Source organism: Moorena sp. SIO3A2 (genome assembly GCF_010672265.1).
In the GTDB taxonomy this organism is placed as follows: domain Bacteria; phylum Cyanobacteriota; class Cyanobacteriia; order Cyanobacteriales; family Coleofasciculaceae; genus Moorena; species Moorena producens.
In genome coordinates, this window is sequence record NZ_JAAHHC010000022.1 from 37536 (window position 1) to 59473 (window position 21938).

18 protein-coding genes and 1 pseudogene are annotated in these 21938 nt (G+C 42.6%); 7 read left to right on the forward strand and 12 right to left on the reverse strand.

The window, feature by feature from the left end; translation table 11 throughout:
* Positions 1–34: 34 nt before the first annotated feature.
* The 8 genes and pseudogenes from F6K64_RS22735 to F6K64_RS22770 form a co-directional block, all read right to left on the reverse strand.
* A complete protein-coding gene (locus F6K64_RS22735) occupies positions 35–1054 on the reverse strand; it encodes a DUF3179 domain-containing protein (RefSeq protein ID WP_008177711.1) in 1020 nt (339 codons plus the stop codon).
* A 340-nt stretch (positions 1055–1394) separates the two neighbouring features.
* Positions 1395–1589, reverse strand: coding sequence for a hypothetical protein (locus F6K64_RS22740; RefSeq protein WP_008177713.1), 195 nt, complete (start codon positions 1587–1589; stop codon positions 1395–1397).
* A 1043-nt stretch (positions 1590–2632) separates the two neighbouring features.
* A complete protein-coding gene (locus tag F6K64_RS22745; RefSeq protein WP_008177716.1) occupies positions 2633–3178 on the reverse strand; it encodes a hypothetical protein in 546 nt (181 codons plus the stop codon).
* Positions 3179–3828: 650 nt separating this feature from the next.
* Positions 3829–4149, reverse strand: a pseudogene (locus F6K64_RS22750) (alpha-hydroxy acid oxidase); the annotation flags it as partial.
* A gap of 31 nt (positions 4150–4180) precedes the next feature.
* Positions 4181–5032: a M48 family metallopeptidase gene (locus F6K64_RS22755; RefSeq protein ID WP_287266365.1), complete on the reverse strand. Its 852-nt coding sequence runs from the start codon at positions 5030–5032 to the stop codon at positions 4181–4183.
* 74 nt (positions 5033–5106) lie between these two features.
* Positions 5107–5898 (reverse strand): transporter substrate-binding domain-containing protein, encoded by a 792-nt coding sequence (locus F6K64_RS22760; protein ID WP_287266367.1) that lies wholly within the window; start codon positions 5896–5898, stop codon positions 5107–5109.
* 21 nt (positions 5899–5919) lie between these two features.
* A complete protein-coding gene (locus F6K64_RS22765) occupies positions 5920–7146 on the reverse strand; it encodes an RNA-guided endonuclease InsQ/TnpB family protein (RefSeq protein ID WP_287266368.1) in 1227 nt (408 codons plus the stop codon).
* A 608-nt stretch (positions 7147–7754) separates the two neighbouring features.
* A complete protein-coding gene (locus tag F6K64_RS22770) occupies positions 7755–8876 on the reverse strand; it encodes an alpha-hydroxy acid oxidase (protein ID WP_044491789.1) in 1122 nt (373 codons plus the stop codon).
* A gap of 618 nt (positions 8877–9494) precedes the next feature.
* Between F6K64_RS22770 and F6K64_RS22775 the strand changes: the two genes are divergently transcribed.
* From F6K64_RS22775 to F6K64_RS22805, 7 genes are all read left to right on the forward strand, one after another.
* Positions 9495–10436 carry a PstS family phosphate ABC transporter substrate-binding protein gene (locus tag F6K64_RS22775; RefSeq protein ID WP_008177732.1) on the forward strand — a complete coding sequence of 314 codons (942 nt, stop codon included), beginning with the start codon at positions 9495–9497 and terminating at the stop codon, positions 10434–10436.
* Between the two features lie 359 nt (positions 10437–10795).
* Entirely contained in the window at positions 10796–11725 is a 930-nt protein-coding gene (gene pstC, locus F6K64_RS22780) for a phosphate ABC transporter permease subunit PstC (RefSeq protein WP_287266370.1), read from the forward strand.
* A gap of 96 nt (positions 11726–11821) precedes the next feature.
* Positions 11822–12784 carry a phosphate ABC transporter permease PstA gene (gene pstA, locus F6K64_RS22785; RefSeq protein WP_287266373.1) on the forward strand — a complete coding sequence of 321 codons (963 nt, stop codon included), beginning with the start codon at positions 11822–11824 and terminating at the stop codon, positions 12782–12784.
* Positions 12778–13578, forward strand: a complete 801-nt coding sequence (gene pstB, locus F6K64_RS22790; protein WP_287266376.1) for a phosphate ABC transporter ATP-binding protein PstB — start codon at positions 12778–12780, stop codon at positions 13576–13578. The genes pstA and pstB overlap by 7 nt, the downstream gene beginning before the upstream one ends.
* Positions 13571–13813 carry a hypothetical protein gene (locus F6K64_RS22795; RefSeq protein WP_287252038.1) on the forward strand — a complete coding sequence of 81 codons (243 nt, stop codon included), beginning with the start codon at positions 13571–13573 and terminating at the stop codon, positions 13811–13813. The genes pstB and F6K64_RS22795 overlap by 8 nt, the downstream gene beginning before the upstream one ends.
* Before the next feature lie 31 nt (positions 13814–13844).
* Entirely contained in the window at positions 13845–14747 is a 903-nt protein-coding gene (locus F6K64_RS22800) for an ATP-grasp domain-containing protein (RefSeq protein WP_287266378.1), read from the forward strand.
* A gap of 185 nt (positions 14748–14932) precedes the next feature.
* Positions 14933–16345 carry a pyridoxal phosphate-dependent decarboxylase family protein gene (locus F6K64_RS22805; protein WP_287252036.1) on the forward strand — a complete coding sequence of 471 codons (1413 nt, stop codon included), beginning with the start codon at positions 14933–14935 and terminating at the stop codon, positions 16343–16345.
* Between the two features lie 660 nt (positions 16346–17005).
* Here the strand turns inward: F6K64_RS22805 and F6K64_RS22810 are convergent.
* The 4 genes from F6K64_RS22810 to F6K64_RS22825 form a co-directional block, all read right to left on the reverse strand.
* Positions 17006–19381, reverse strand: a complete 2376-nt coding sequence (locus F6K64_RS22810; RefSeq protein WP_008177746.1) for a PhoX family protein — start codon at positions 19379–19381, stop codon at positions 17006–17008.
* Between the two features lie 549 nt (positions 19382–19930).
* Positions 19931–20386, reverse strand: a complete 456-nt coding sequence (locus F6K64_RS22815; protein ID WP_008177747.1) for a hypothetical protein — start codon at positions 20384–20386, stop codon at positions 19931–19933.
* A gap of 186 nt (positions 20387–20572) precedes the next feature.
* Positions 20573–20719 carry a hypothetical protein gene (locus F6K64_RS22820; protein ID WP_154659632.1) on the reverse strand — a complete coding sequence of 49 codons (147 nt, stop codon included), beginning with the start codon at positions 20717–20719 and terminating at the stop codon, positions 20573–20575.
* Between the two features lie 259 nt (positions 20720–20978).
* Positions 20979–21656: a TraB/TrbI/VirB10 family type IV secretion system protein gene (locus F6K64_RS22825; protein WP_008177749.1), complete on the reverse strand. Its 678-nt coding sequence runs from the start codon at positions 21654–21656 to the stop codon at positions 20979–20981.
* Positions 21657–21938: the final 282 nt, after the last annotated feature.

The following is a 21938-nucleotide window of genomic DNA, read 5'->3' on the forward strand; positions in this document are numbered from 1 at the left end:
GTTTTCAATTGGGTTAAGTCCTTTGTCTATAACGTTATTTACCAAAGTAAGCTGCATACACAAAGGCAAAAGCAGTAGAACTGGGGATGGGAGTGCCGTCGAATTCTTCTACTAATACAGTTTGGAGTTGGCTATCCCAACGTGCTCTAATGGGACGACCATTGAATTCTACAACTTTTTCGCCGACTTTTTTTAATTGGTCATGGACAAATTGATAGCTAGCCCCAGAAAATAGGTTTTTAGGGGTTTGTTGATCCGCTTCCCACACATAGCTAACAATAGCTTTGGGATGAAGGGTAAGTCGTTGTTGATTCCTGACTGGGAAAATAATTTGCTTATCGGTATAGTAGCTACCATAGGGATAGCTGAAGTAAGCCCGGTTATGACCTGTGTTAGTGGATAGAATTTTACTGTTGGGATACTTGTTTAACCAAGAACCAAGAGTAGTTTTGATAGCGGGAATTGTTTTAAGATTACGATTGACTTTAGCACCAATAATACCCATCCCCCAAGGTTGAGAGTAAAGGGTATCATCGGCACGGTCATACATTACTAGGCAACTTTGATAAAGTTTGCCTGTAACACCGTAGGTTGTATTGCTGCGATTAAAGGCAACTATAGTATCACAAAGGGGACAATAGGATACACTAACATTAAGGCCACCTACTGTGTCATTCACCAATTCATGCCAATTCATGACCCCAAAAGGATAGGCTTTGGCTTCTCCATTAATTACCACACCAATCACAGTTTCTGTTTTAGAAAATGGTGTGGTTTGAGACGTATCAAACTTGGGATTATCGATACTAGGAATACCGTCTTTTGGGGGACCACCATTGAGGAGTTCCGTTAAATTAATGCGAGTGGATTTGGCTAGATTAAGGTTTTGTTTTTGGAGGTCAGTGATTTCTTGGTCTTGGTTGTGGAGATAGGCAGTGAGATGGAAGTAACGGAGTTTGAAATTATCCCAGCTCCCGGCTTGTACGACTAGTGCCATCAAACACAGCCCGACTAAGGAAGTAGTGCTGAGGGCTATTTTAAGTAATTTATTCATAATCGTGCTTTCCCTGCCTAGATGTCACTGCAAACCTAATGAGTGCGAGCCTGTGGGTGGTGCGTTACGGGACGGACTATCCCAAGGCTGGCTAGGATAGGAAAAATCAGAATTAGTCCGCCCCTAACGCACCCTACGCACCTGGCACCCTACGCAACTGCCCAACCCCAGCATCAGAAGCTGTGCCTGGAATCCCTAACCTTAGGGTGAGGGGGTAACATGAAACCAAGGTGAGTGATATCTGAGAATTGGATTAAGGATTGATAGCTAGACCATTTTCAAATCGATCATCAAACTCAATGGTGATTAAAGTCCCAAACCGCTACATGAGATTTACCCCCTAAGATTCCTCATCGATCCGATTATTACCAACATCAAAAACAATTATAAATTCTGCATCCGGCATCAATCGTTTCAGGGCCCATAAATGTCCTTCGGCATCCGATCGATTGCGGAAGCGAGCAACAACAACTCGTTGCATTTGTGGTAACAGCCGAATGACCACCCACGGATGAAGGCGTTCAGAATAGGTCATCATTAAAGTATCTCCTTTTTATAGGGGAGCCAGAGCTAGCCCGTAGGTATTGGACTCTCCCCGGGCTAGCTCTTGACTCTGGGCGTCTCAGCGCCCACCCTTATACTATAGCACAAAAATATTTTATTATAACATATTTTGAAAAATTTTGTAACAAATTGTTTGAGGGAGTCGGGACCAGGGACTTTTGAGCAGGTAAAAGAAATATATCCTAAGCTTTGCTTAGAGATTGTCTGAGAAGTCCCATTTGCTACATCCAAGCCCCCTAAATCCCCCAATTTTGGGGGACTTTTAGAAGCAAATTGACTCTTCCCCCAAAGTTGGGGGGCTAGGGGGGCAAAATTCAGTATCAAAAAACTTGGGAGATATCCTCTTAGACTGCTATAACAAAAACATCCTTGTCTCTGTTTGATAATCTTCTGTGTTTCCTATGCCCTCTTCCCTGTGCTCTAGGAATTTTTTCAAATAATGCTATACTTGAATTAGGCAAGAAAGGTTAATATATAGCATTTCTCTTTTTTAATTAGAAATTAAAGAATCTCCAGAAAAACTTAAAGCACTTAGGATGCCACCGCACCAAGGTATCAGAGTGGTTTAGTCTATATCGTCGGGGTAGAATGTAAGCGTTTTTAGAGCATAAAAAAAAGCCAGGTAGACCAATAAATATCCCCCTAGACGTAGAGGAAAAATTACGAGTTAAATTACAACAATCGGAAGGATTTAGTAGTTATGGGGAAGTGCAACTTTGGTTAAAGGGATTGTGTGGCATGGATATACCCTATGCCACAGTATATAAATATGTGCGCACTCGTCTGAAAACTAAATTAAATAAGTTAGATTAAATTTGTTAGAGTCAGTTAGTAGTAACAAAGCTGAGGGAATTTAAAACAGTTGTAAACTACCAGACGCCAAGCTTAAGCTATGGCGCTGGGTAAGGTTGGTTTAAATGTAAAGGTGCGATAGCTGTCGATAGCTTGGGATTGGCTTTTAGGACAAACAGCTCAGTTTTTAATTAGTAAAATTAGGATAATAATCGATAAACTTTAGTTAACTGAAATGCTACCTTCTCTTACCAATTCACTAACTTTCCCTGGCATTCTGCAACGAAGATAGCGTGGTTGTGCCCCGATAGAGCATGACGTTTCAAAGTCCTCACTTTTGTTTATCCAGCCGCCAACGCATTTCTTTAAGGCAAAAGTAGTGCTCCAACATAATCGAACAGACCATCTAGCGGTGATTGGTACACTTCCATTACTAATAGAACCTCTGGTCATAGAAAAGACTTTGATGTTACTAACCCACTTCTCTTTTGACTCAACATTGAAACTAGGATTAGCAGATATAAAATTATCAAGCTCTTGTCCCAGAGTTCCTGTTTCCGGAAGGCGTACAGAAAATATTCCATCCTCAAAGTTTGCACTACGTCCAGATGCAATCAAAAAATCATTGCTTTGTCCTATCCCTTCACTGGTTGACTGATTAGGAGATGTATAGGCAAAGGTTTCCAGTGGTTTGGCAATATCTACTATGGCTAAAGTGGTGATAATGGATGCTACACCGAGGGTGGTTAATAAGTTCGGTAGTTTCATTAATTTTTCGGTCTTTTTAGGATTTTAGTGTTTTGGTAATAGCACCCTATTTACTTTGATAAAAAATTGATATAGCTCTGGATTTATAGGTAAAAATTGTTGGCTATATAATATATTTTATTCACGGAGTAGCCTTGCTATTATTGAAAATAATAATTACTTACTAGTCTTAAAGCTAGTCAACTGGGGTTGCTGAATTAAAGTATGAAGCGCGATCGTTTGGTTTTGCTAAAGCCCCCTAAATCCCCCAATTTTGGGGGACTTTGAAACTCTTGTTCCCCCCAGAATTGGGGGGCTAGGGGGGCGAAACCATACCCAAAATCAGCAACGCCAGTCAACTAGCCCTAGGGCTTGAAATTGGCAATTATCCTAGGTAATGATGCACAATAGTTGCCTATTTCACTTTCCAATAGATAAATAGATTAATCTCAAAGTTTATATAACTCTTACCATCACCCTGATCAGTGGCGGTAATTTAGTGAGATACTATCAAACTATTACCAATAAATACTAATTTATATATTGATTTTTCTAATCAAAGATAGCATACCTATTATTTCTAGAATGTCAGCCAAGTCATTGATATTACTAAGCAAAATGTATTATTAGTGATTAATTATTGGTGACTAGTTATTCGTTAATTACTCTGGTCAATCTTTAATTTTAACCAAACTACGGTCAATATCCTTGACCTTAGTACAGCCACTTAACGCCATGGCTATATCCAATTCATCCCTTAACAATTGCAAGACATGGCGTACTCCTGCAACTCCTGCTACAGCTAATCCCCATAACACCGGACGACCTACCAACACCGCTGATGCACCTAAGGCTAGGGCTTTGAGCACATCAGTGCCTCTACGGATACCCCCATCGATTAATACCGGTAGATAATTTCCCACAGCTGCGACCACTTCGGGTAAGGCATCGATAGACGCGATCGCACTATCCAATTGCCGACCCCCATGATTCAATTACAGCCAGTCAGTATAGCTAGCTCACCTACTCGATTAGTAGAGATTCGATTTTGCGTTTGTAAGCATCACTGTCTAAGCCATCACCACCATTGGGATTCCAACCTTTTTTGTTGATTATTTCGTTGAGAGTATCAAGGCGTTTTGCTGGTTCTGGGTGGGTTCTTAGCATTGCCGGTGTATTGCCTTTGGTTAATTTTTGGAGAAATCCAGTCATTCCTGAGGGAGCGTAGCCAGCACCGTGCAACATTTCTATTCCCTTGCGGTCTGCTTCATATTCCTGCTGCCGTCCTCGGGGAAGAGAAAAGGCGATATCCTCAAGAAGATTTATAATTGTTCCATACTCGATTTCACTAAAGTTGTTGTCTTTGATAATCTGGCGCAGCCTCTCGATACTGTGTTTGCTGGTAATGTGAGCAATTTCGTGAGCTATCACTGCAGCTAACTCAGCTTCATTTTCTACCCCTTTGAGCAAGCCCGTATGAACATAAACAAAGCCACCCACCAAGGCAAAGGCATTTATATCGTTGTTCCTGACTACTTGAAAGGTATAGGGAAAATTGGGGCGATCGCTATAGGGGATTAATCTCTTACCAATGTCTTGGACGTATTCAGTGATTTCGCGTCCGCGGTAAATCTCCAGCCCTTGATCAACTTCTTGTTGATTCAAACACTTACCCAGCTCTACTTCTTGTTGATCAGAAATGGTGATTAACTGAATTATCTCAATTCCTGCATCACCATCCAACCCACAGGAGTCAGATGCTGATGAGGTATTGGGTAACCCTACCCCTAGAGCCAGTGCCACAACTACCAGAATCAGCAGGTAAAACCATCGGCGATGGGAAGCACGCTTAATCCAAAAGAATGGGTTTAACATAGTCGTCTATTTAAGCGTCTATTTGAATAATCAAAAATAGGCTTTTAAGTATTAATTATTCAGCAGTAAGCGATTTAGTTAGCACATTTATCATAAGCAGCTTGTCGTATACCTTGGTAATAAATAGAGTTAACACCCAAGGATTTTTCCAAAATTATCTCCCACCTTAAGTTAGTAATAAATTTATCAATTATTGTCTTCCATTCTGTATCCTGATCTGGTAAAATTATTCCGTAAAAATCACAACTTAACGGTCGGTCAGGAATTAAGGTAAAATCCTGGAATGTCAGCCCTTGTCTTAAGGCTTCTGCCATTAAGAGCATGCCATCACTGGCAAAAGCATCAATATCCCGTTCGACAACATCTCTTACAGCCAATTCTCGACCCTTAGAGCTTCTGTAAGGAGTGTCTACTATTTCAGCTAATGGGTAGGTGCTGGAGATTAAAGTATGTGTATTTGAACCAGGAAGGACACCAATTGTTTCACCAGCTAGGGAACTGTCAGGTTTGAATATACCCTTCATTTCGGGTCTGATTATAAAATGTGTCCCGGAAAAATAAAAAGCAGTGGAGTAAGTAACTCCTGATAGTGGTGGAGCACTTTTGATCGTATTGGGTCCACAATCTAGATGTACCTTGCCATTTGCTACCATCCCATAACGATTGTTAGGGGAGTCTTCGTCTAGAACAGATGGAATTTTTTCGAACCGAACAGGTCTATTGAGTACTTCACCGAGATGGTTGGCTAGATAATACATTTTAGTCACGCAGTAGCCTTGCCATTTGTCTTGGTCTAGAAAACCAAAGGGAGGGGCATCTCTTCTAATTCCTACTTTCAAAACACCAGTGCGCTTAATTTCTGACAAGACTGTTTCAGGTGACAGCTCCTACACCGACCTTTTAGGTTCGGTGTAGGCTTCCCAGCCAATCCGGGCATCCCTTAGGAGGCGCTGGGCTTTAAGAACGGACTGCCCTGCCGCTCTATTTCGTATATTGATAGCTGCATTATGATCTCGGTCAAGACTGCATCCACAATGGGGACAATCATGCCACCGGACATGCAACTTTTTTGGAACTTTATTGCCACAGTTGGAGCAATTTTGTGAAGTATTTTTAGGGTTTACTGGAACCGTTAACAAGCCAGCATTTTCGGCTTTGCTTGCCAGGATTGTCAGAAAGCTTGCCCAACCCGCATCTAACACAGATTTAGCCAGTCGGGATTTAGCTAATCCCTTTACGTTTAGCTTTTCGTGAGCTACTACATCGTATTTTGAAAGTAAATATTTAGCGGTCTTAAAATGAAAGTCTTTTCTCTTGTCTGCTACTTTTTTATGCTGTAAACCGAGTTGCGTAATAGCTTTAAGTCTATTCTTTCCTCCTTTTTTTCTTCGAGATACCCGCTTTTGGAGAACTTTTAATCTTTTTTGAGATTTCCGATAATATTGGGGGACTTCTACTGTTTCTCCTTCGGATGTAGTCAAAAAGTCCTTAAGACCGACGTCGATACCAATTATTGAATCGGGATTGATATCAGGTTTAACTTCAGGGACTGTCGCGTCTTCTAGAGACAAAACCAAGTAATAGCCGTCACACTTTTTTGTAATTGAGGCCGTTTTGATTTTGAACCCATCAGGAATGGGTCGATGCAACACAATCTTTACCTTACCTATTTTTGGCAGGTTAATCAGATTGCCATCTAAGCATCCTTCCTTCATTTGAGGATAAGTAAAAGTTCGGTAGCGATGCTGCTTCTTGAATCTAGGTCTTCCGCTTCGTTTTCCGTTGCTATCCCCTTTAATAAACCTATCAAAGGCTAATTTAACCCTTTTAACGGCATCCTGAAGCACTTGAGAATGTACTTCCTTATACCAAGGACGAGTCTTTTTAAGGTTAGGTAAAGTCTTTTTCTGGCTGAAATAATCTGGATTATTTCTTAGTTCGGGAAGGTGGCAAACAAGGGGACAAGCATTGATTGAGCAACGATTTTGCTCGTACCAACTAAACCTATCAGCTAATAAGTAATTGTATTGAGCGCAAAGCATTGACAGCCAATGATATATTTTGACCTGTTGATGTTTTGTCGGTTTTAGCCGGTATTGGTACGCAGTTCTCATTGTGCTTGCCCTTTTGTTTATCGACCTGGTAATATTATAGTGAATGTACGGCCAAATGTCAAGTCATAATGAAAAATCAAAAACTAACAATTAGGATTACCAATTTTGAAAAAAGACAGCTAGCACAAGAAGCAGAGCGACGCGGAATGACCCAATCAGAGTTGATAAGAAGCTTAATAGCTCGCTTCCCCGATCCGAAAGACTCTGTGCAAAATTCATCCCACATCCTAATGCGTAGCATAGGTGTGGGATGAATTTTGCCGAAAAGCTAAACTGGCTGAAGTAAACGTTAAGGATAAGATAATACTAAGGGTGACAGTGGCTAGCTTATTCCTCATTTCTTTTTCGGATTTCAGACTAATAATTACTTACTGATATCACTTTCCAATAGATAAATCGCTCAAAGCTTATCTAACCCTGACCCTAACCCTGATCAGTGCCAGGAATTTAGAGGAATATTATCAGAATATTACCAATAACTAATACTTGTGTCATAAAATTTAACATGCACAGTCTTGGTATAACTTCAACCAATTCATTGATATTGCTAAACTGTTTGGCTTAGTTTTTAGGTCTTATAACCTATTATTAATTTATTAATTAAATTGTTAATCTTTAATTTTAACCAAACTAGAGTCAATATCCTTGACCTTAGTACAGCCACTTAAGGCCATCGCTATATCCAATTCATCTCGTAACAATTGCAAGACATGGCGTACTCCAGCAACTCCTGCTACAGCTAATCCCCATAACACCGGACGACCTACCAACACCGCTGATGCACCCAAGGCTAGGGCTTTGAGCACATCAGTACCTCGGCGGATACCCCCATCGATTAATACCGGTAGATGATTTCCCACGGCTGCGACCACTTCGGGTAAGGCATCGATAGACGCGATCGCACTATCCAATTGCCTACCCCCATGATTCGATACAATGATTCCTTTCGCTCCATGGTCCAATGCCTTGAGAGCATCATCTCCTCGCAAAATGCCTTTGACTAACACCGGTAGAGTAGTGATCGATTGTAACCATTCCAGATCCCGCCAGGTCAGTGCTGGATCAATTTGCTGGGCAAAATAGCTCAATAAACCCGATTCTCCTGCGGTTTTGGGAATTTCCAGACCAGTCATTGTCGCTAAATTAGCCAGTTCCATCCCTACCGGTAGAGTAAATTGATTGCGTCGATCCCTTTCCCGACACCCCAACACTGGTGCATCTACGGTCAGACAAAGGGCACTAAAACCAGCTGCCTCCGCCCGTTCCACAAGTCTACGGGTGAGAGTGCGATCGCGATGGACATAAAGCTGAAACCATGAGGGATTTTTGATCTCGGATGTTGCCTCCTGCTTCTGTTGGCTCTGTTTGCCAGCTAGGGCTACAGCTTCTAACGGTTTGGTGGACATCGTACTCAACACCATGATTGCCCCTACCTCAGCTGCAGCCCTTGCTGTGGCCAATTCACCTTCTGGATTGGCCAGACATTGGAATGCCATGGGAGCAACCAGAATCGGTATGGGCAGAGACTGATCTAGGATTTGCGTGCTTAAATCTCGTTGACTAACATCCACCAACATCCGAGGACGAAGTTTTATCTGTTCAAACCCTGCACGATTCTCTCGCAGTGTTACTTCATCCCAAGCACCACTGGCGTAATAATCCAGTGCCATGGGAGATAGATACTGCGGCGCTAGGGATTCGTACTCGAATAGATTAATTGGTTGATTCAAGGTAGGTGTTTGGTTGAAGGTTGTTTGGTTGAAGGTTGAAGGTTATGAAGGTTTAAGGTTGAAGGTTGAAGGTTCAAGGTTGTTTGGTTGAAGGTTGTTTGGTTGAAGGTTCAAGGTTTAAGGTTTAAGGTTGAAGGTTCAAGGTTTAAGGTTGAATGGTGAATTCCAAATTCTAAATTCTAAATTCTACATTCTTAATTCAAAAATGTTGTTCGCCTTTGGCGTTCGGTGTAGGTTAAATGGACATCTGGCACCATTCTGAGTAAGGCACCTGAACGGCTGCGGGACTAATTATACAGGCTTTTAGATCCAGTCCACAGGAGAATGGCAAAGAGACTATAAATAGCCCAGAAGCCAGAAGGGGTCGGATTTCTGCTTTATTTATCTAAATTTGTTTTAGTCTTGACAATCAAAAAAAGAAAGATAATATGAAGACTAAGGATAAATAGATATAAGACGAAAGAAAGCCTGAAATTGTTTCTTAAACAAGGATTAACCTAAATTTAACTAAACCTTACGCGATTACTTACCATTACTTAGTAATCGCTCTATAGTCTTGACCAAGTGTGGATTGCGACACCCTAACATTGCTGGGAGTTTTTTACAGTGGTCAAGGCGATGAATTTCAAGAAAAATAGCTGGAAGCTAGCTGGCTTGTTTGCCCTAGTAGCCTCAACTGTTGCGTTAGTGGCACCTACAGTTAACTCTCAAGGTAGACCCACCGTCAGAATTGATGGGTCTAGCACCGTTTACCCGATTACTGAAGCAGTAGCGGAAGAGTTTCAGGATCTCAAGAAAAATGGGGTACGAGTAACCGTTGGTATTTCTGGAACTGGTGGCGGTTTTAAGAAATTCTGCAAAGGTGAAACCGACATCTCTGACGCTTCTCGACCAATTAAGGACAAAGAGAAGGCACTGTGTGCTGAAAATGGCATTGAGTATATGGCCATTCCAGTGGCATACGATGCCATTACCGTCGTAGTCAATAAAGGTAATACTGCGGTTACAGACATTAAAGTTGAAGAACTCAATAAAATCTGGAAGCCTGAATCTGAGGGGACTGTAACCAAATGGAGTCAAGTAAATTCCGCTTGGCCAGACCTGCCCCTAGTTCTGTACGGTCCTGGTGCAGACTCCGGAACCTTTGACTACTTCACCAAAAAGGTTAACGGCAAGTCTGGTGCTAGCCGCACCGATTACACCCCTAGTGAAGATGACAACGTTTTGGTTCAAGGTGTAGAAACGGATCGAAGAGCCCTGGCATACTTCGGTCTTTCCTACTACCTAGAAAACCAAGACAAGCTGAAGGCTGTTGCTATCAATGGGGTGACGCCTTCTCTGACAACGGTACGTAACGGGACTTACACGCCCCTATCCCGACCAATCTTCATCTATGTCAACAAAAACGCTGTTAAGCGTACGGAGGTAAGTGAGTTTGTGACCTATTACCTCCAAAATGCTGAGCGATTAGTCACTGAGGTTAAGTCGGTGCCTCTATCTTCTGCAGACTATGCCAAATCCCTCGCAGAGTTAGAGGTTCTAGTCGGTAGCGGTAACTAAGCCTAGAACTGAATCTAACCTAGAGGACTTAATTGGTTTAATCTCGTCAAGAGCGATTAGTAGTAGAATTATCAATCATCGCTCTTGACTTATGTTGAAAAGAGTCCTAAGTTCTGGGGTAAGCATTCAGCCCTCAGCTGTCAGCGGTCAGCTTAAAATAAACGTTGTTACCGTAGTGTGCGCCGATACGCAAACAGAAAAATATAATAGTTCGAGATTAATCAGAATTAAAAGTCTGGGGATTTGCCCATCTAACGCATATGCTGATAGCTGATAGCTGATAGCTGATAGCTGATAGCTGATAGCTGATAACTGATAGCTGATAGCTGCCTTAAAACAATACTTTTATTACCGATTTAATGACCGAAAAACTGATCCGACTTAACCAGACCAAACGCCTCTCACCAAAATTAATTCGCAATTTGCGAGAGCGGGGGATTGAAATACTATTGTTTTTGGCGGCATTGTCTTCCGTCGCCACTATGGCAGCAATAATCTTTTTCCTGCTTAGGGAATCTCTGGCATTTTTCAAGGAAGTATCATTATTTGATTTCCTAACGGATACCAAATGGACACCGATGTTTTTGGAGAAGCACTACGGAATTTTGCCATTGATATCAGGAACCCTAGTCACCTCTACTATTGCTCTTCTATTTGCTATCCCGACTGGAACTATTGCTGCGATTTACCTAAGTGAATTTGCTCCTCCTACATTACGAGAAATAATTAAACCAGGTTTGGAACTTTTAGCAGCAATTCCTACAGTGGTTTATGGTTATTTTGCCCTGCTGGTGGTTAGCCCTTTTCTGCGCAAGATTTTTACTGAATTGCCGGTTTTTAATATGCTAAGTGCCGGTCTAGTCATGGGTTTGATGATTATTCCCTTTATTAGTTCCATTAGTGAAGATGCCATGCGAGCGGTTCCGGTAGAGTTACGGGAAGGGTCTTATGCTATGGGAGCAACTCGGTTACAGACAGCATGGAACGTTGTGTTTCCTGCTGCTATTTCCGGCATTGCCTCATCCTACATCCTAGGAACATCAAGGGCTGTAGGAGAAACCATGATTGTTGCGATCGCAGCGGGCTTACAACCCAAGATCGCTTGGAATCCCCTGGACCAAGCCGCTACAATCACTGCTTACATCGTCCAGGTAAGTCTTGGGGATTTGCCTCATGGTACTCTAGAATACCAGACCATTTTTGCGGCTGGACTAACCTTAGTCTTAATGACTCTAGTCCTAAACATCATTGGACATTTCTTAGCTAAGCGTTATCGAGAAATTTATTAGTATAGCGATTTTAAATTGGGTGAAGTACATAATGTTTTGATTTTAGTGATTATCCATCAATCCTAGTTTCACATCTAATAGTAAAACGCTATATAAATGTCACAAGAAAATTTACTTACAATTCGAGAAGATATAAATCGCCGTAAGCTTATTAATCAGATTTTTGCCATCGTTGGTTTGGTAGTTATTCTGGTCGCTATATTTATCTTGCTGGGGTTAATCATCTATATGGTAAAATCAGGGATATCCCGGATTTCACCAGAGTTTTTTACATCGTTTCCTAGTCGTAGAGCAGAAAAAGCGGGGATTATGTCGGCCTGGGTAGGCACTAGTCTGGTGATGTTAGTGACCGCCTTAGCTGCAGTGCCCATTGGTGTAGCTTCAGGAATTTATTTAGAAGAATATTCCCGAAAAAACTTGCTAGCGGATTTCATTGAAATTAATGTCACGAATTTGGCAGGAGTTCCCTCCATTGTCTATGGTTTATTAGCCTTGGGCTTATTCGTCTATGAGTTAAATTTAGGTCGAAGCATTCTCTCAGCAGGTTTGACCTTAGCGTTGTTAATTCTGCCAGTGGTGATTGTCACCACACGAGAGGCACTGCGGGCAATTCCTAATCATCTCCGGGAGGCTGCTTATGCCCTTGGAGCCAGTAAGTGGCAAATGATTTGGGATCATGTTTTGCCCTATTCGTTTGGTAGTATTCTCACAGGCGTAATCATTGGTTTATCTCGGGCAATTGGGGAAACTGCTCCTGTGGTTACCATTGGTGCTCTAGTATTTATTCGCTTTTTGCCAGATTCTCCATTAAACAGCGAATTTCCCTATATTCCCTTTCAGGGTGAATTTCCCTATCTAAACTTACAGCAGCTGTTTGCATGGCTTCAAGCTGAATTCACAGTTATGCCGATTCAGATGTTTACCTGGGTATCTAGACCTGAACGGGCATTTGAGGCAAATGCAGCCGCAGCCGGTACAGTCTTGATTGCTATGACCCTAGCTATGAATGGTATTGCTATTTATCTACGCTATCGCTTCCGTAAAGGTCTAAAATGGTAGAAAAACTATCTAATAAATTATCCGACTCAACCATTAGTAACGCCAAAGCTGAGGTGGATAACCTTAGTTTTTACTATGGTTCATTTCATGCTCTCAAAAGTATTAGTTTACTGGTGCCGGAAAAACAAGTAACCGCACTAATTGGACCGTCAGGGTGTGGCAAAACCACGTTACTGCGATGCTTCAATCGTATGCATGACCTTTATCCTGGTAATCGCTACGAGGGAGCAATCTGGCTCGACTCCGATGTCAACATTTTAGGTAAGAAAATTGACCCGATAGAAGTGCGGATGCGGATTAGCATGGTATTTCAAAAGCCTAATCCTTTTCCCAAATCAATTTATGACAATGTTGCCTATGGGTTGCGAGTCCGGGGTGAAAATAGACGTCGTCTGATAGAAGAAAAAATGGAGAAAGCGTTGCGGGGAGCGGCCTTGTGGGATGAAGTAAAAGACCGCCTCTATGACTCAGCCTATAACCTATCTGGAGGTCAACAGCAACGTCTTTGTATTGCCCGCGCTTTAGTCGCTGATCCAGAGATTATTTTATTCGATGAACCCACCTCTGCTCTTGACCCCATTGCTACTGCCAGCATTGAAGAATTAATTGCTGATCTGAAGAAACAAGTCACAATTCTGATTGTGACTCACAGCATGCAACAGGCAGCAAGGATATCGGATTATACCGCGTTTATGTACTTGGGGGCAATGATGGAGTTTGGGGAGACTAGGCAAATCTTTGAACGACCCGCGAACTCACAGACAGAAGCTTATATTAGCGGACGCATTGGTTAGAACCTCAGCGTTGCTTAATAATGGAGTTTTGTGGAATAGGCATCTTGCCTGTTCCTTGATATTTTGGGGCGGGCAGGATGCCCACTCTACTCCTATTCATTCTTTGACTGACGCAACGCCAAAAACTCAGCAGGCTCCGGTGAGGGGATTAGCGATTAGCCCGAAGGGCTACGCTACGCGATCGCATATCGTAAACCCTTGTCAAACATCCTGCTTCCTTAAAAAATTGCTATAATTTTCGGTTGATTCCCAGTTTGAGGTCAACCTTGAAAACTGTTGCTGTCTTTTTTGAGGAAGCAGGCACCTTTTCCTACCCATTTAATAAAAAAAAGTACATACGACACATTGCCCAACTTGGTGAAGCAATAGAAGCCTGTGGTGCCAATTTTCGTGTTGTTCGTCACCAATCTTCTTATCTAGGGTCAGGACAATTTTCCCAGAGTTGGGAATTACGAGATGGAGAAGTGATAGAAACCGGTCCTATCAAAGCTGATGTCATTTTCGATAAAGGATTGTTTAGCTCTGATGGAACTATCCCAGTTCTTAACTGTCAGGAAATTAACGAAATTTGCACCAACAAATATAAAACCTTTCAGCTGTTCAGTGACTATTCTCCCCAAACCTATCTTGTTAACACCAAAGAAGAGTTTATTGAGGCACTCAAAACTATACCAGGACAATATAAAGTTGTCAAGCCAGTAGATGGTCTTGAAGCCAGAAATGTCCACATTGGAGACGATGAGTTCTTAAAGAAGCAACATTGCCCCTATCCCTTCTTAGTCCAAGAGTTTCTCGATTCACGCTCAGGTATACCCGGTATTGTTGATGGTGTCCATGACTTTCGTGTAGCACTCCTCAACGGGGAAATTCTTCACTCTATAGTACGTACTCCAGCTTCAGGAAAATTAGTAGCATCCGTGACTGAAGGAGGCGAGATGCGTGTTGTAGAAATAGAACTCATCCCTAGCACTGTCTTAGAGCTAGTTGAACAAATTGAAAAACATATGGTACAGTACGGTAACCGATTTTATGGCATTGATATTGCCCTAGTTAACGGTCAACCGAAAATCATCGAGCTTAATTCTCGTGTTAGCATTTGGGACAATCAACAACATGAAGTATTCGCTAGCACGAAGAGAAAACTTGCCGAGGTTTTAGTAGCACTCTGATAGTTGGGTAGGGTGCTTGATAAGACGGGCGATCCCTCATTTTATGCGTAGTCGTCACCGTTGGGACAGAACGCCCGAAAATTGTAACGGGCAAGATGCCCATTCCACCCACCGGGTCAAACTGCTTTTAGGATATGCACCCTTATCAATTCCACCAAATATCTAATTATACCAAATAATAAATTATGATCGAGTTTGAAAAAATAATCAACTTAACTGTTGATAAACTCCTTAAGTATTTGCAGGAAAATAAAAATACCGATACCAAGGTAATAGATTACAAAAGCCCTCAAACCCTTAAGGAAAAACTCGATTTAAGCTTACCGGAAAACGGAGTTCCCTTAGCCGATTTAATTCCGATTATTGAATCATACCTCGATCACAGCGTGCGGACTAGTAGCCACAAGTTTTTTAACCAGCTTTGGGGTGGATTTGAGATAACTGGATTATTAGCAGAAATGGTAACTAGTACTGCTAATACTTCTATGTATACCTATGAAGTTGCTCCAGTCGCCACGCTGATAGAGATTAAATTGATTGAGGCTCTCAACGACTTGATCGGTTTTCCTCAAGGTGAGGGGTTGATGGTGACAGGAGGGAGTAATGCTAATCTGATCGCCATGCTTTGTGGGCGACACAAACTCCTACCCGAAGCCAAAAACAAGGGATTGGGAAATCACCAGCTCGTAGCATTCATCTCAGATCAGGCCCACTATTCCTTTTTCAAAGCAGCAAATTTGTTGGGCATGGGCATAGACAATGTAGTTAAAGTTAAATCCGATGGCGATCAGCGCATGTGCCCGCAACAATTAGAAGCTGCTATTCAACAAAGCCTAAGGGAAGGAAAAACACCTTTCTTTGTTACAGCTACTGCGGGCACTACCGTTGCCGGTGCATTCGATCCTTTGCCCTCAATTGCAGAAATTACCAGCAAATATGGACTCTGGCTACATGTGGATGGGTCTTGGGGTGCTCCGGTTTTGTTCAGCAACCAGCACAAGCACCTGTTGCAAGGTAGCTCCTTAGCAGATTCGTTTACTTGGGATGCTCACAAACTCATGGGCGTGCCCTTGATTTGTTCAGCTATTCTGGTTAAACAACCAGGGACTTTATTGGAGGCTTGTTCTAGTCAAGGTACTCACTATATCTTCCACGATGATGAAGATAGTTCCTATAATCTCGGAGCTATGTCCTTGCAGTGTGGGCGGAAAGTAGATGCCCTTAAGCTGTGGCTAGCCTGGAAATACTACGGCAAAAGTGGTTATGAAGCACGGGTTGACCGCTTGTTTGAACTCGCTAGCTACGCGGCGGATTATATTCGCAGTTGTGAGAAATTACAATTGATAGTTCAACCAACATTTTTGAATATCTGTTTTCGCTATAATCCCAGAGATAACAGTCTGTCTAATCATGGTTTAGATCAGCTTAATCTGGAAATACGTGATCAATTAATGCGCTCCGGTCAAGCATTAGTCAATTACTCTCACTATCAAGAACAGATTCTAATTCGCTTCATTCTCAGCAACCCAAATATTAACGAAGCTGATCTAGATAGCTTTTTTGCTAACTTTATCAAAATTGGCGATAGTTTATCCTAGCAGTAGTCGTTTTAGGCGATTGAAATGTAAGCATTCAGCCGTCAGCTGTCAGCCGTTGGCCTTGGCCTTTGGGCCACCCTACGCGAATGGCCACGCTACTTGAGGTGCCTAATGCTTAAAATAAACATCAAAAAATAAACATCAAACGGGAGAATTGAATAGTTCGAGATTTTACAACATTGAAAGTCTGGGGATTTGCCCATCTAAGCATATGTCCTAGGCGCAAGCTACTCGAACAGCAGTCAGCCATTGGACTTTGGCCTTTGGCCAAGCCTGCCCATAAGCTGATAGCTGATACGCGACACGCTGAATGCTTACATAAAAACAAAAAAAAGCTGACGAATCTATAAACGAACGCCAGCATCTAAATTGTAAAGGTGTAAAAATCAGGTAGAGAATGGGAAAGATAAAATGTCTTATCTCATTCTGCTGTCTTGTCTAAACAAACATAGTCGTAAGCATTCAGCCGTCAGCTATCAGTTATCAGCTATCAGCTAACAACCTACGCCCACGCTACTTGAAGTGCTCAAGGTCTGAGGCCATGCTAAGCGAATAGTTTATGCCCATAGCTTAGGCTACTCATGGTGCTTGTGAATAAAATAAGCTGACGGCTGACGGCTGATAGCTGAATGCTTACCATTAGTCTAAACCAACATTAGTCTAAACAAGCCTTTCACCAGACTTGCGACGAATACCAACTACAGAAGGACGGGGTGGTCCAGAGGGATTGCCATCACCACCATCAGCCTTAGGTAAGCTACTAGGCCAGTTACTACCAAGAGGTACAGTCCGGCTCTGAGTAAACAGACTTCCATCCAAGTTCAGGATTTCAATATCTCGTTGCAGAGGCGGCTGACCTGCACCAATGGGTACACTTTCCCCAGGATGCTGTACTGCAACAATTAGAGTATCACCAATAAAGGTTGGACCAGTTATCTCGCAACGCACTGGACCATAAGCAAAGGGGATGACTTCCCCAGCATTAGGCCCACTAGTGGGAACATAGAACACCCAGTTGTTACCATAAACCCCAACCAAAGAACTAGTAGCACCAGTGTCGGTGTGGTCAATGGTGCGTTCTGTTGGCTCAGCACCAGTTCTAAAACCGTTGTGCTGACTAGTAGACATATCGGTGACACCCCAGATATTACCTTTAGTATCGAAGGCTAAGTTATCTACATTAGCAAAACCAGCACCATCGTCTGCTCCAGCTTCTCCAGATTCCACGAATCGAGTCCAGCGGAAGCTAGTACCTGTACCATCAGCGCTGTTTTCAATAATCTTGTAAATCCCACCAGAAGGCTGCTTAGCATCAACATCAGCGTTGAGTTTAGCAGTTTGGAAGATCCGGGAATCTGGATAGCCATCTCCACCAGCAATATGGTCGGTATAGGCAATGAATACCGCTTTAGTCCGGGGATGGACTTCTAGATCCTCAGGGCGGGATGAGGGAGTACCACCAACTAGATTAGCTGCCAGGAAAGAATCAACGACAATAGCACCTTGGCTAGTGTAGAAATCTGCCAGGGTTTTCTTCTTATAACCAGGGAGGGCAGTTGCTTCATTAGTGAGATCTACCACCAACGAGCCACCATCCTCAGTAGCACCAGCAATACCAGCACGCTTTGGTAAGCGCACCCGACCATCTCGTTGTGCCTCACCTAAAGCAGCTAGCTCAACAGAAGCCAGTTCAGAGGGAGCATTGGGATTGGTGGGAGTACTCAAGACCAATGGTATCCACTCACCTGTGCCATTGGAATTGAATTTAGCAACGTAGAGAGTACCTTCTTCAAATAACTTACTGTTATCTTTATCACTGAGGCCCCGCAGTTTGCCCTTACTAACATACTTCCAGGTGTGACCACCCCGGCGGTCATCTCCCATGTAAGCAACTAACTTATTACCAGCCTCAGTACGGAAAGTAATATTTTCGTGACGGAAGCGTCCCAACGCAGTGTGCTTCTTAGCACGAACACTAGGGTTAACTGGATCAATCTCTACCATCCAGCCATACTTTTCACCGACCAGACCGAATACAGACCCAGTGGTACCTTCGGTGTAGCCAGTCTGAGTGCCATTAGGTAGCACAGCTTCAGTAACACCATTGAAGAATCTGGCACTACCCTGGAAATTTTCTTCAGTAGTCAAAATGGTACCCCAAGGGGTAGTTCCACCGGAACAGTTGTAAGCAGTACCGATAATCTTGTTCCCTAAGCCATCGGAACTCAGAGAAAACACTTCAGTTGCTGCTGGTCCTGTTCCCACCAGGTAGTTTTGATCCCCTTGCTGATGGCTTCTGGAGCCCCAAGAGGTAACACTCTTAAACTCATCACTCCGCTGAGCATTGATTCCTAAACCAGAAAGACCGTGAATGCGACGGTTCTTGGAGTCATCCTTAACAACTTGGTAACGTTCACCGGAACCATTGCGACGGATGCGAACAATAGAACCTCCTTGGTTGTAGAAAAATTCTCCAAGCAGTTCTATATCATTCACATTAGACGGTAGAGGATAGCCAATCACCGTCTCAAAGCTAGTGGGGAATCCAGCTAAGCTGCTGGAAGTACCGGGAGCTAGGTCAGAAAATGGAAAAGAAACGTATTCGTGATTGACCCAGAGATAGCCATCATTAGAGCTTCTACCTACAGGAACAAAGCCAGTGTAGTCGTTGTTATAGCCAAAATAATCGTCTGGATTAGGGAAAACGCGATCGCCCCATTTGACAATTACATACCGTTCGTACTCCGGCGGTACTACTACATCATCAATGACCGTGTAGGTAGCCAGACTGATGTCAGAACTTGGTTCAAGCAGTTGGCTTTGATTAATGCCAGTGGGTAAGGCACTTTTTTTAGTTTGATAAATCGGCAAGGGATGGGGTAAACGCACCGGGGTAATACCCATAGTACTGGTAGCTGCATTGGCAACACTATAGTCACCACCTAACAGTTTTTGGCCTATCTGAGGAGCCAACACAGTAGCTGCAGTACTCGCCCCAAAGAAAACTAGCAGTTTTCTGCGAGTTAGCTTAGACATTCTAGTATCTCTTTATCTCTCTACAAGAATCAGCGGAATCACAAAGTTTGAGCACCATTACCACCAGAGCTAGCTGAAAAACAATCGTCAAAAGGCTATAACAAATTCAGCCCTGTTGCTAATAATTTTATAGCTATGCTGCAGTAGAAAACCAGTCCAAGCGTGAGAACACCCCTGTTTGAAAGCATAAGTAGTGAGCCAAGGTTATTAAACCCTGATATTTGTCTACTTTTTGATACCCTGGTGTCGCTCATATGGCTAGCATTGATTACTAAAAAAAATTGCGTTGGTAAACGCTTGTACTAGTTTTTAGCTACTGATTAGATATATCTTTTTAAGGTTAAGAGCGGTTAACTGGATGGTTAAGCATGTCTTAACTTTATAGTGTTTTTTCGTTGATATTAAGATTTACCATACCTTAACTATTTATTAGTTAAGTCTTAACCTGTGAAACTAAATTGTGAAAATAATTACCTAAAAAGGATTAACACTGCTACAGTTAAGGTTAACCGTTGCCAAGTTTTTATTTAAACTAGTTAATTCAACTAGTTAATCATCTCGAAAACCTGGATCATCCTCCAATGAAGCTTCAAGTAATACTGAAGATTTAGGTGGATTTGAAGGAGCTGGAGATGAATCAGAAGCTCTGAACCCCAATAGCATTTCAGAATTGCTAAAATAACTCGCCCATCGCTGGATTATGGGGAATTGTTTCCACTGAGAGCGAGAAACTGTTGCAATCATTAAAGGGACTACTTGACCATTGCGTTCACCTAAAATCATCATAGAAATGCTGGTAATATCAGGATTTCCGGTAAATTCCTGATTTAGTTTAGTTTGAGCCAAATTCTCTGTCTGCTGAATTAGGCGTTCAAATGATTGACTGCTATCAGAGTTAAGGATGACGTGGTATTCCTTAATTTCAGCTGAGGCTGTTGGAATCTGTGTAACTAAACTACTGAATACCAAAATAGTACTCCAGAGAAGGCGGCGATAAAGATCCATCAGCTTAGCTATCCTGACGACCTGGTGACTAACTAGTTAATAGTAATAGATAATAATAGATGAATATTAAGGTGACAGTAACTTTTGGTTAAGAATGAATTATCAAGTAAGCAGTCAGCAGTCAGCAGTCAGCAGTCAGCTGTTGGGCATAGGCTGATAGCTGATACGCGACACGCTGATAGCACCTCAAGTAGCACTATCTTTAGCGCATAGGCTAATAGCTGATATAGCACTACGCGCTACTGTTAGGACATTGTCTTGATGCAGTCGCTCATGGGGGAAACCCCCAAGACCGTAATGGTGCGTTTTCCGTTGGCGAATTAAATTCGCCACGGGTCGCACCTCTGCATCGCTCCTAAACTCCGAAACTTAGTCATAGCTTACTTTTGACTTCTGACTTCTAACTTCTTACTTGCGCGTAGCGCTATAAGTGAATGCTTACATTATCAAGGATGTTCGCCCTTAGCAATTCGGTGTAGGGTAAGATTAACGATTAAGGATCTTCGCCTGATAGCTTTACCGTCGGGTAGGATGAATTATTAATTATCAAGTCAAGGATGAAGGGTGAAGGGTTCATCCTTCATCCTTCAGATTAGCGATTGTCAATGTTAAGGACTAAATCAGACTTCAAGGTTACATCTAAATCTGTGTCAGGGTCGATGACAACTACTTCTACGTCTTCCTGACCTCCTGCAAGGAGAAGTTCTGTAACCAAACCGAGTCCAGCACCAGCTAAAACTTCCCAAAACTCAAGCTTACCAAAGATTTCAGAAAGTACAGCCCCGGCAGCTGCACCAATAGCAGCACCTTTGAGCAAATCCGGATCAGTGTTTTTGGTAATAGTTTCAGTTTTGGTGACAACCTCGGAGGTGGCATCAATAGATAAGGATTGATCACTATCCCTGAGAATCAACTCTTCGGCGACAAACTGAGAACCTCTGTTAACTGGACGCACTTCACCTTCAATCTCACTACCGGCTGGAATTAGGAGGGTTCCTGAAAAGGAGACTACATCTCTAGCTACTATCACCGTTATCGGTAGAGTTTCATTACGAGTGACAATGATTCTCTTGGCGTCGTCGGATTCAACTGGTATCAAAGTCCCAGCAGGAATGATGACTTGGGTAAATTGAGCCAACTGTGGCTCGATGTAGAATCTAGACTGGGCAGTAGCTTGAGTAGCCATCAACATTGGTAACGCCACAGTTGAAGTGATCCCCAATGCTGTGAGTAGAGCGATTCTGGACTGCCAACGATGGGAAATAAACATTAAATATATCTTCCTTGAGGATGAGTATAAGCGATTAATTAGACTCAAAAGAGCATAGTTATGTTTCCCGAGGGGCAGGATACCCTACCTAAACCCGGTCACCCTCCCTTTCAAGCTGCTTGTCACCCCATCACCCCATCACCCCCATCTTCTGCTCCCGGAGCGTTCGCGTAGCGTAGCCCTTCGGGCTAATCGCATCCTGTCTCTTTTAAAACCTAAAATTTGAAAACCTAAAATCTGTAGAATTGAGGTAAGATCAGGTTTTTGAGCCCCATACAACTA

Coding starts and splice junctions, on each gene's coding strand:
- F6K64_RS22825 (WP_008177749.1), bottom strand. CDS start 21,656: ATGTTTATTTCCCATCGTTGGCAGTCCAGAATCGCTCTACTCACAGCA.
- pstA (WP_287266373.1), top strand. CDS start 11,822: ATGTCACAAGAAAATTTACTTACAATTCGAGAAGATATAAATCGCCGT.
- F6K64_RS22745 (WP_008177716.1), bottom strand. CDS start 3,178: ATGAAACTACCGAACTTATTAACCACCCTCGGTGTAGCATCCATTATC.
- pstB (WP_287266376.1), top strand. CDS start 12,778: ATGGTAGAAAAACTATCTAATAAATTATCCGACTCAACCATTAGTAAC.
- F6K64_RS22810 (WP_008177746.1), bottom strand. CDS start 19,381: ATGTCTAAGCTAACTCGCAGAAAACTGCTAGTTTTCTTTGGGGCGAGT.
- F6K64_RS22765 (WP_287266368.1), bottom strand. CDS start 7,146: ATGAGAACTGCGTACCAATACCGGCTAAAACCGACAAAACATCAACAG.
- F6K64_RS22775 (WP_008177732.1), top strand. CDS start 9,495: ATGAATTTCAAGAAAAATAGCTGGAAGCTAGCTGGCTTGTTTGCCCTA.
- F6K64_RS22755 (WP_287266365.1), bottom strand. CDS start 5,032: ATGTTAAACCCATTCTTTTGGATTAAGCGTGCTTCCCATCGCCGATGG.
- pstC (WP_287266370.1), top strand. CDS start 10,796: ATGACCGAAAAACTGATCCGACTTAACCAGACCAAACGCCTCTCACCA.
- F6K64_RS22740 (WP_008177713.1), bottom strand. CDS start 1,589: ATGACCTATTCTGAACGCCTTCATCCGTGGGTGGTCATTCGGCTGTTA.
- F6K64_RS22815 (WP_008177747.1), bottom strand. CDS start 20,386: ATGGATCTTTATCGCCGCCTTCTCTGGAGTACTATTTTGGTATTCAGT.
- F6K64_RS22805 (WP_287252036.1), top strand. CDS start 14,933: ATGATCGAGTTTGAAAAAATAATCAACTTAACTGTTGATAAACTCCTT.
- F6K64_RS22735 (WP_008177711.1), bottom strand. CDS start 1,054: ATGAATAAATTACTTAAAATAGCCCTCAGCACTACTTCCTTAGTCGGG.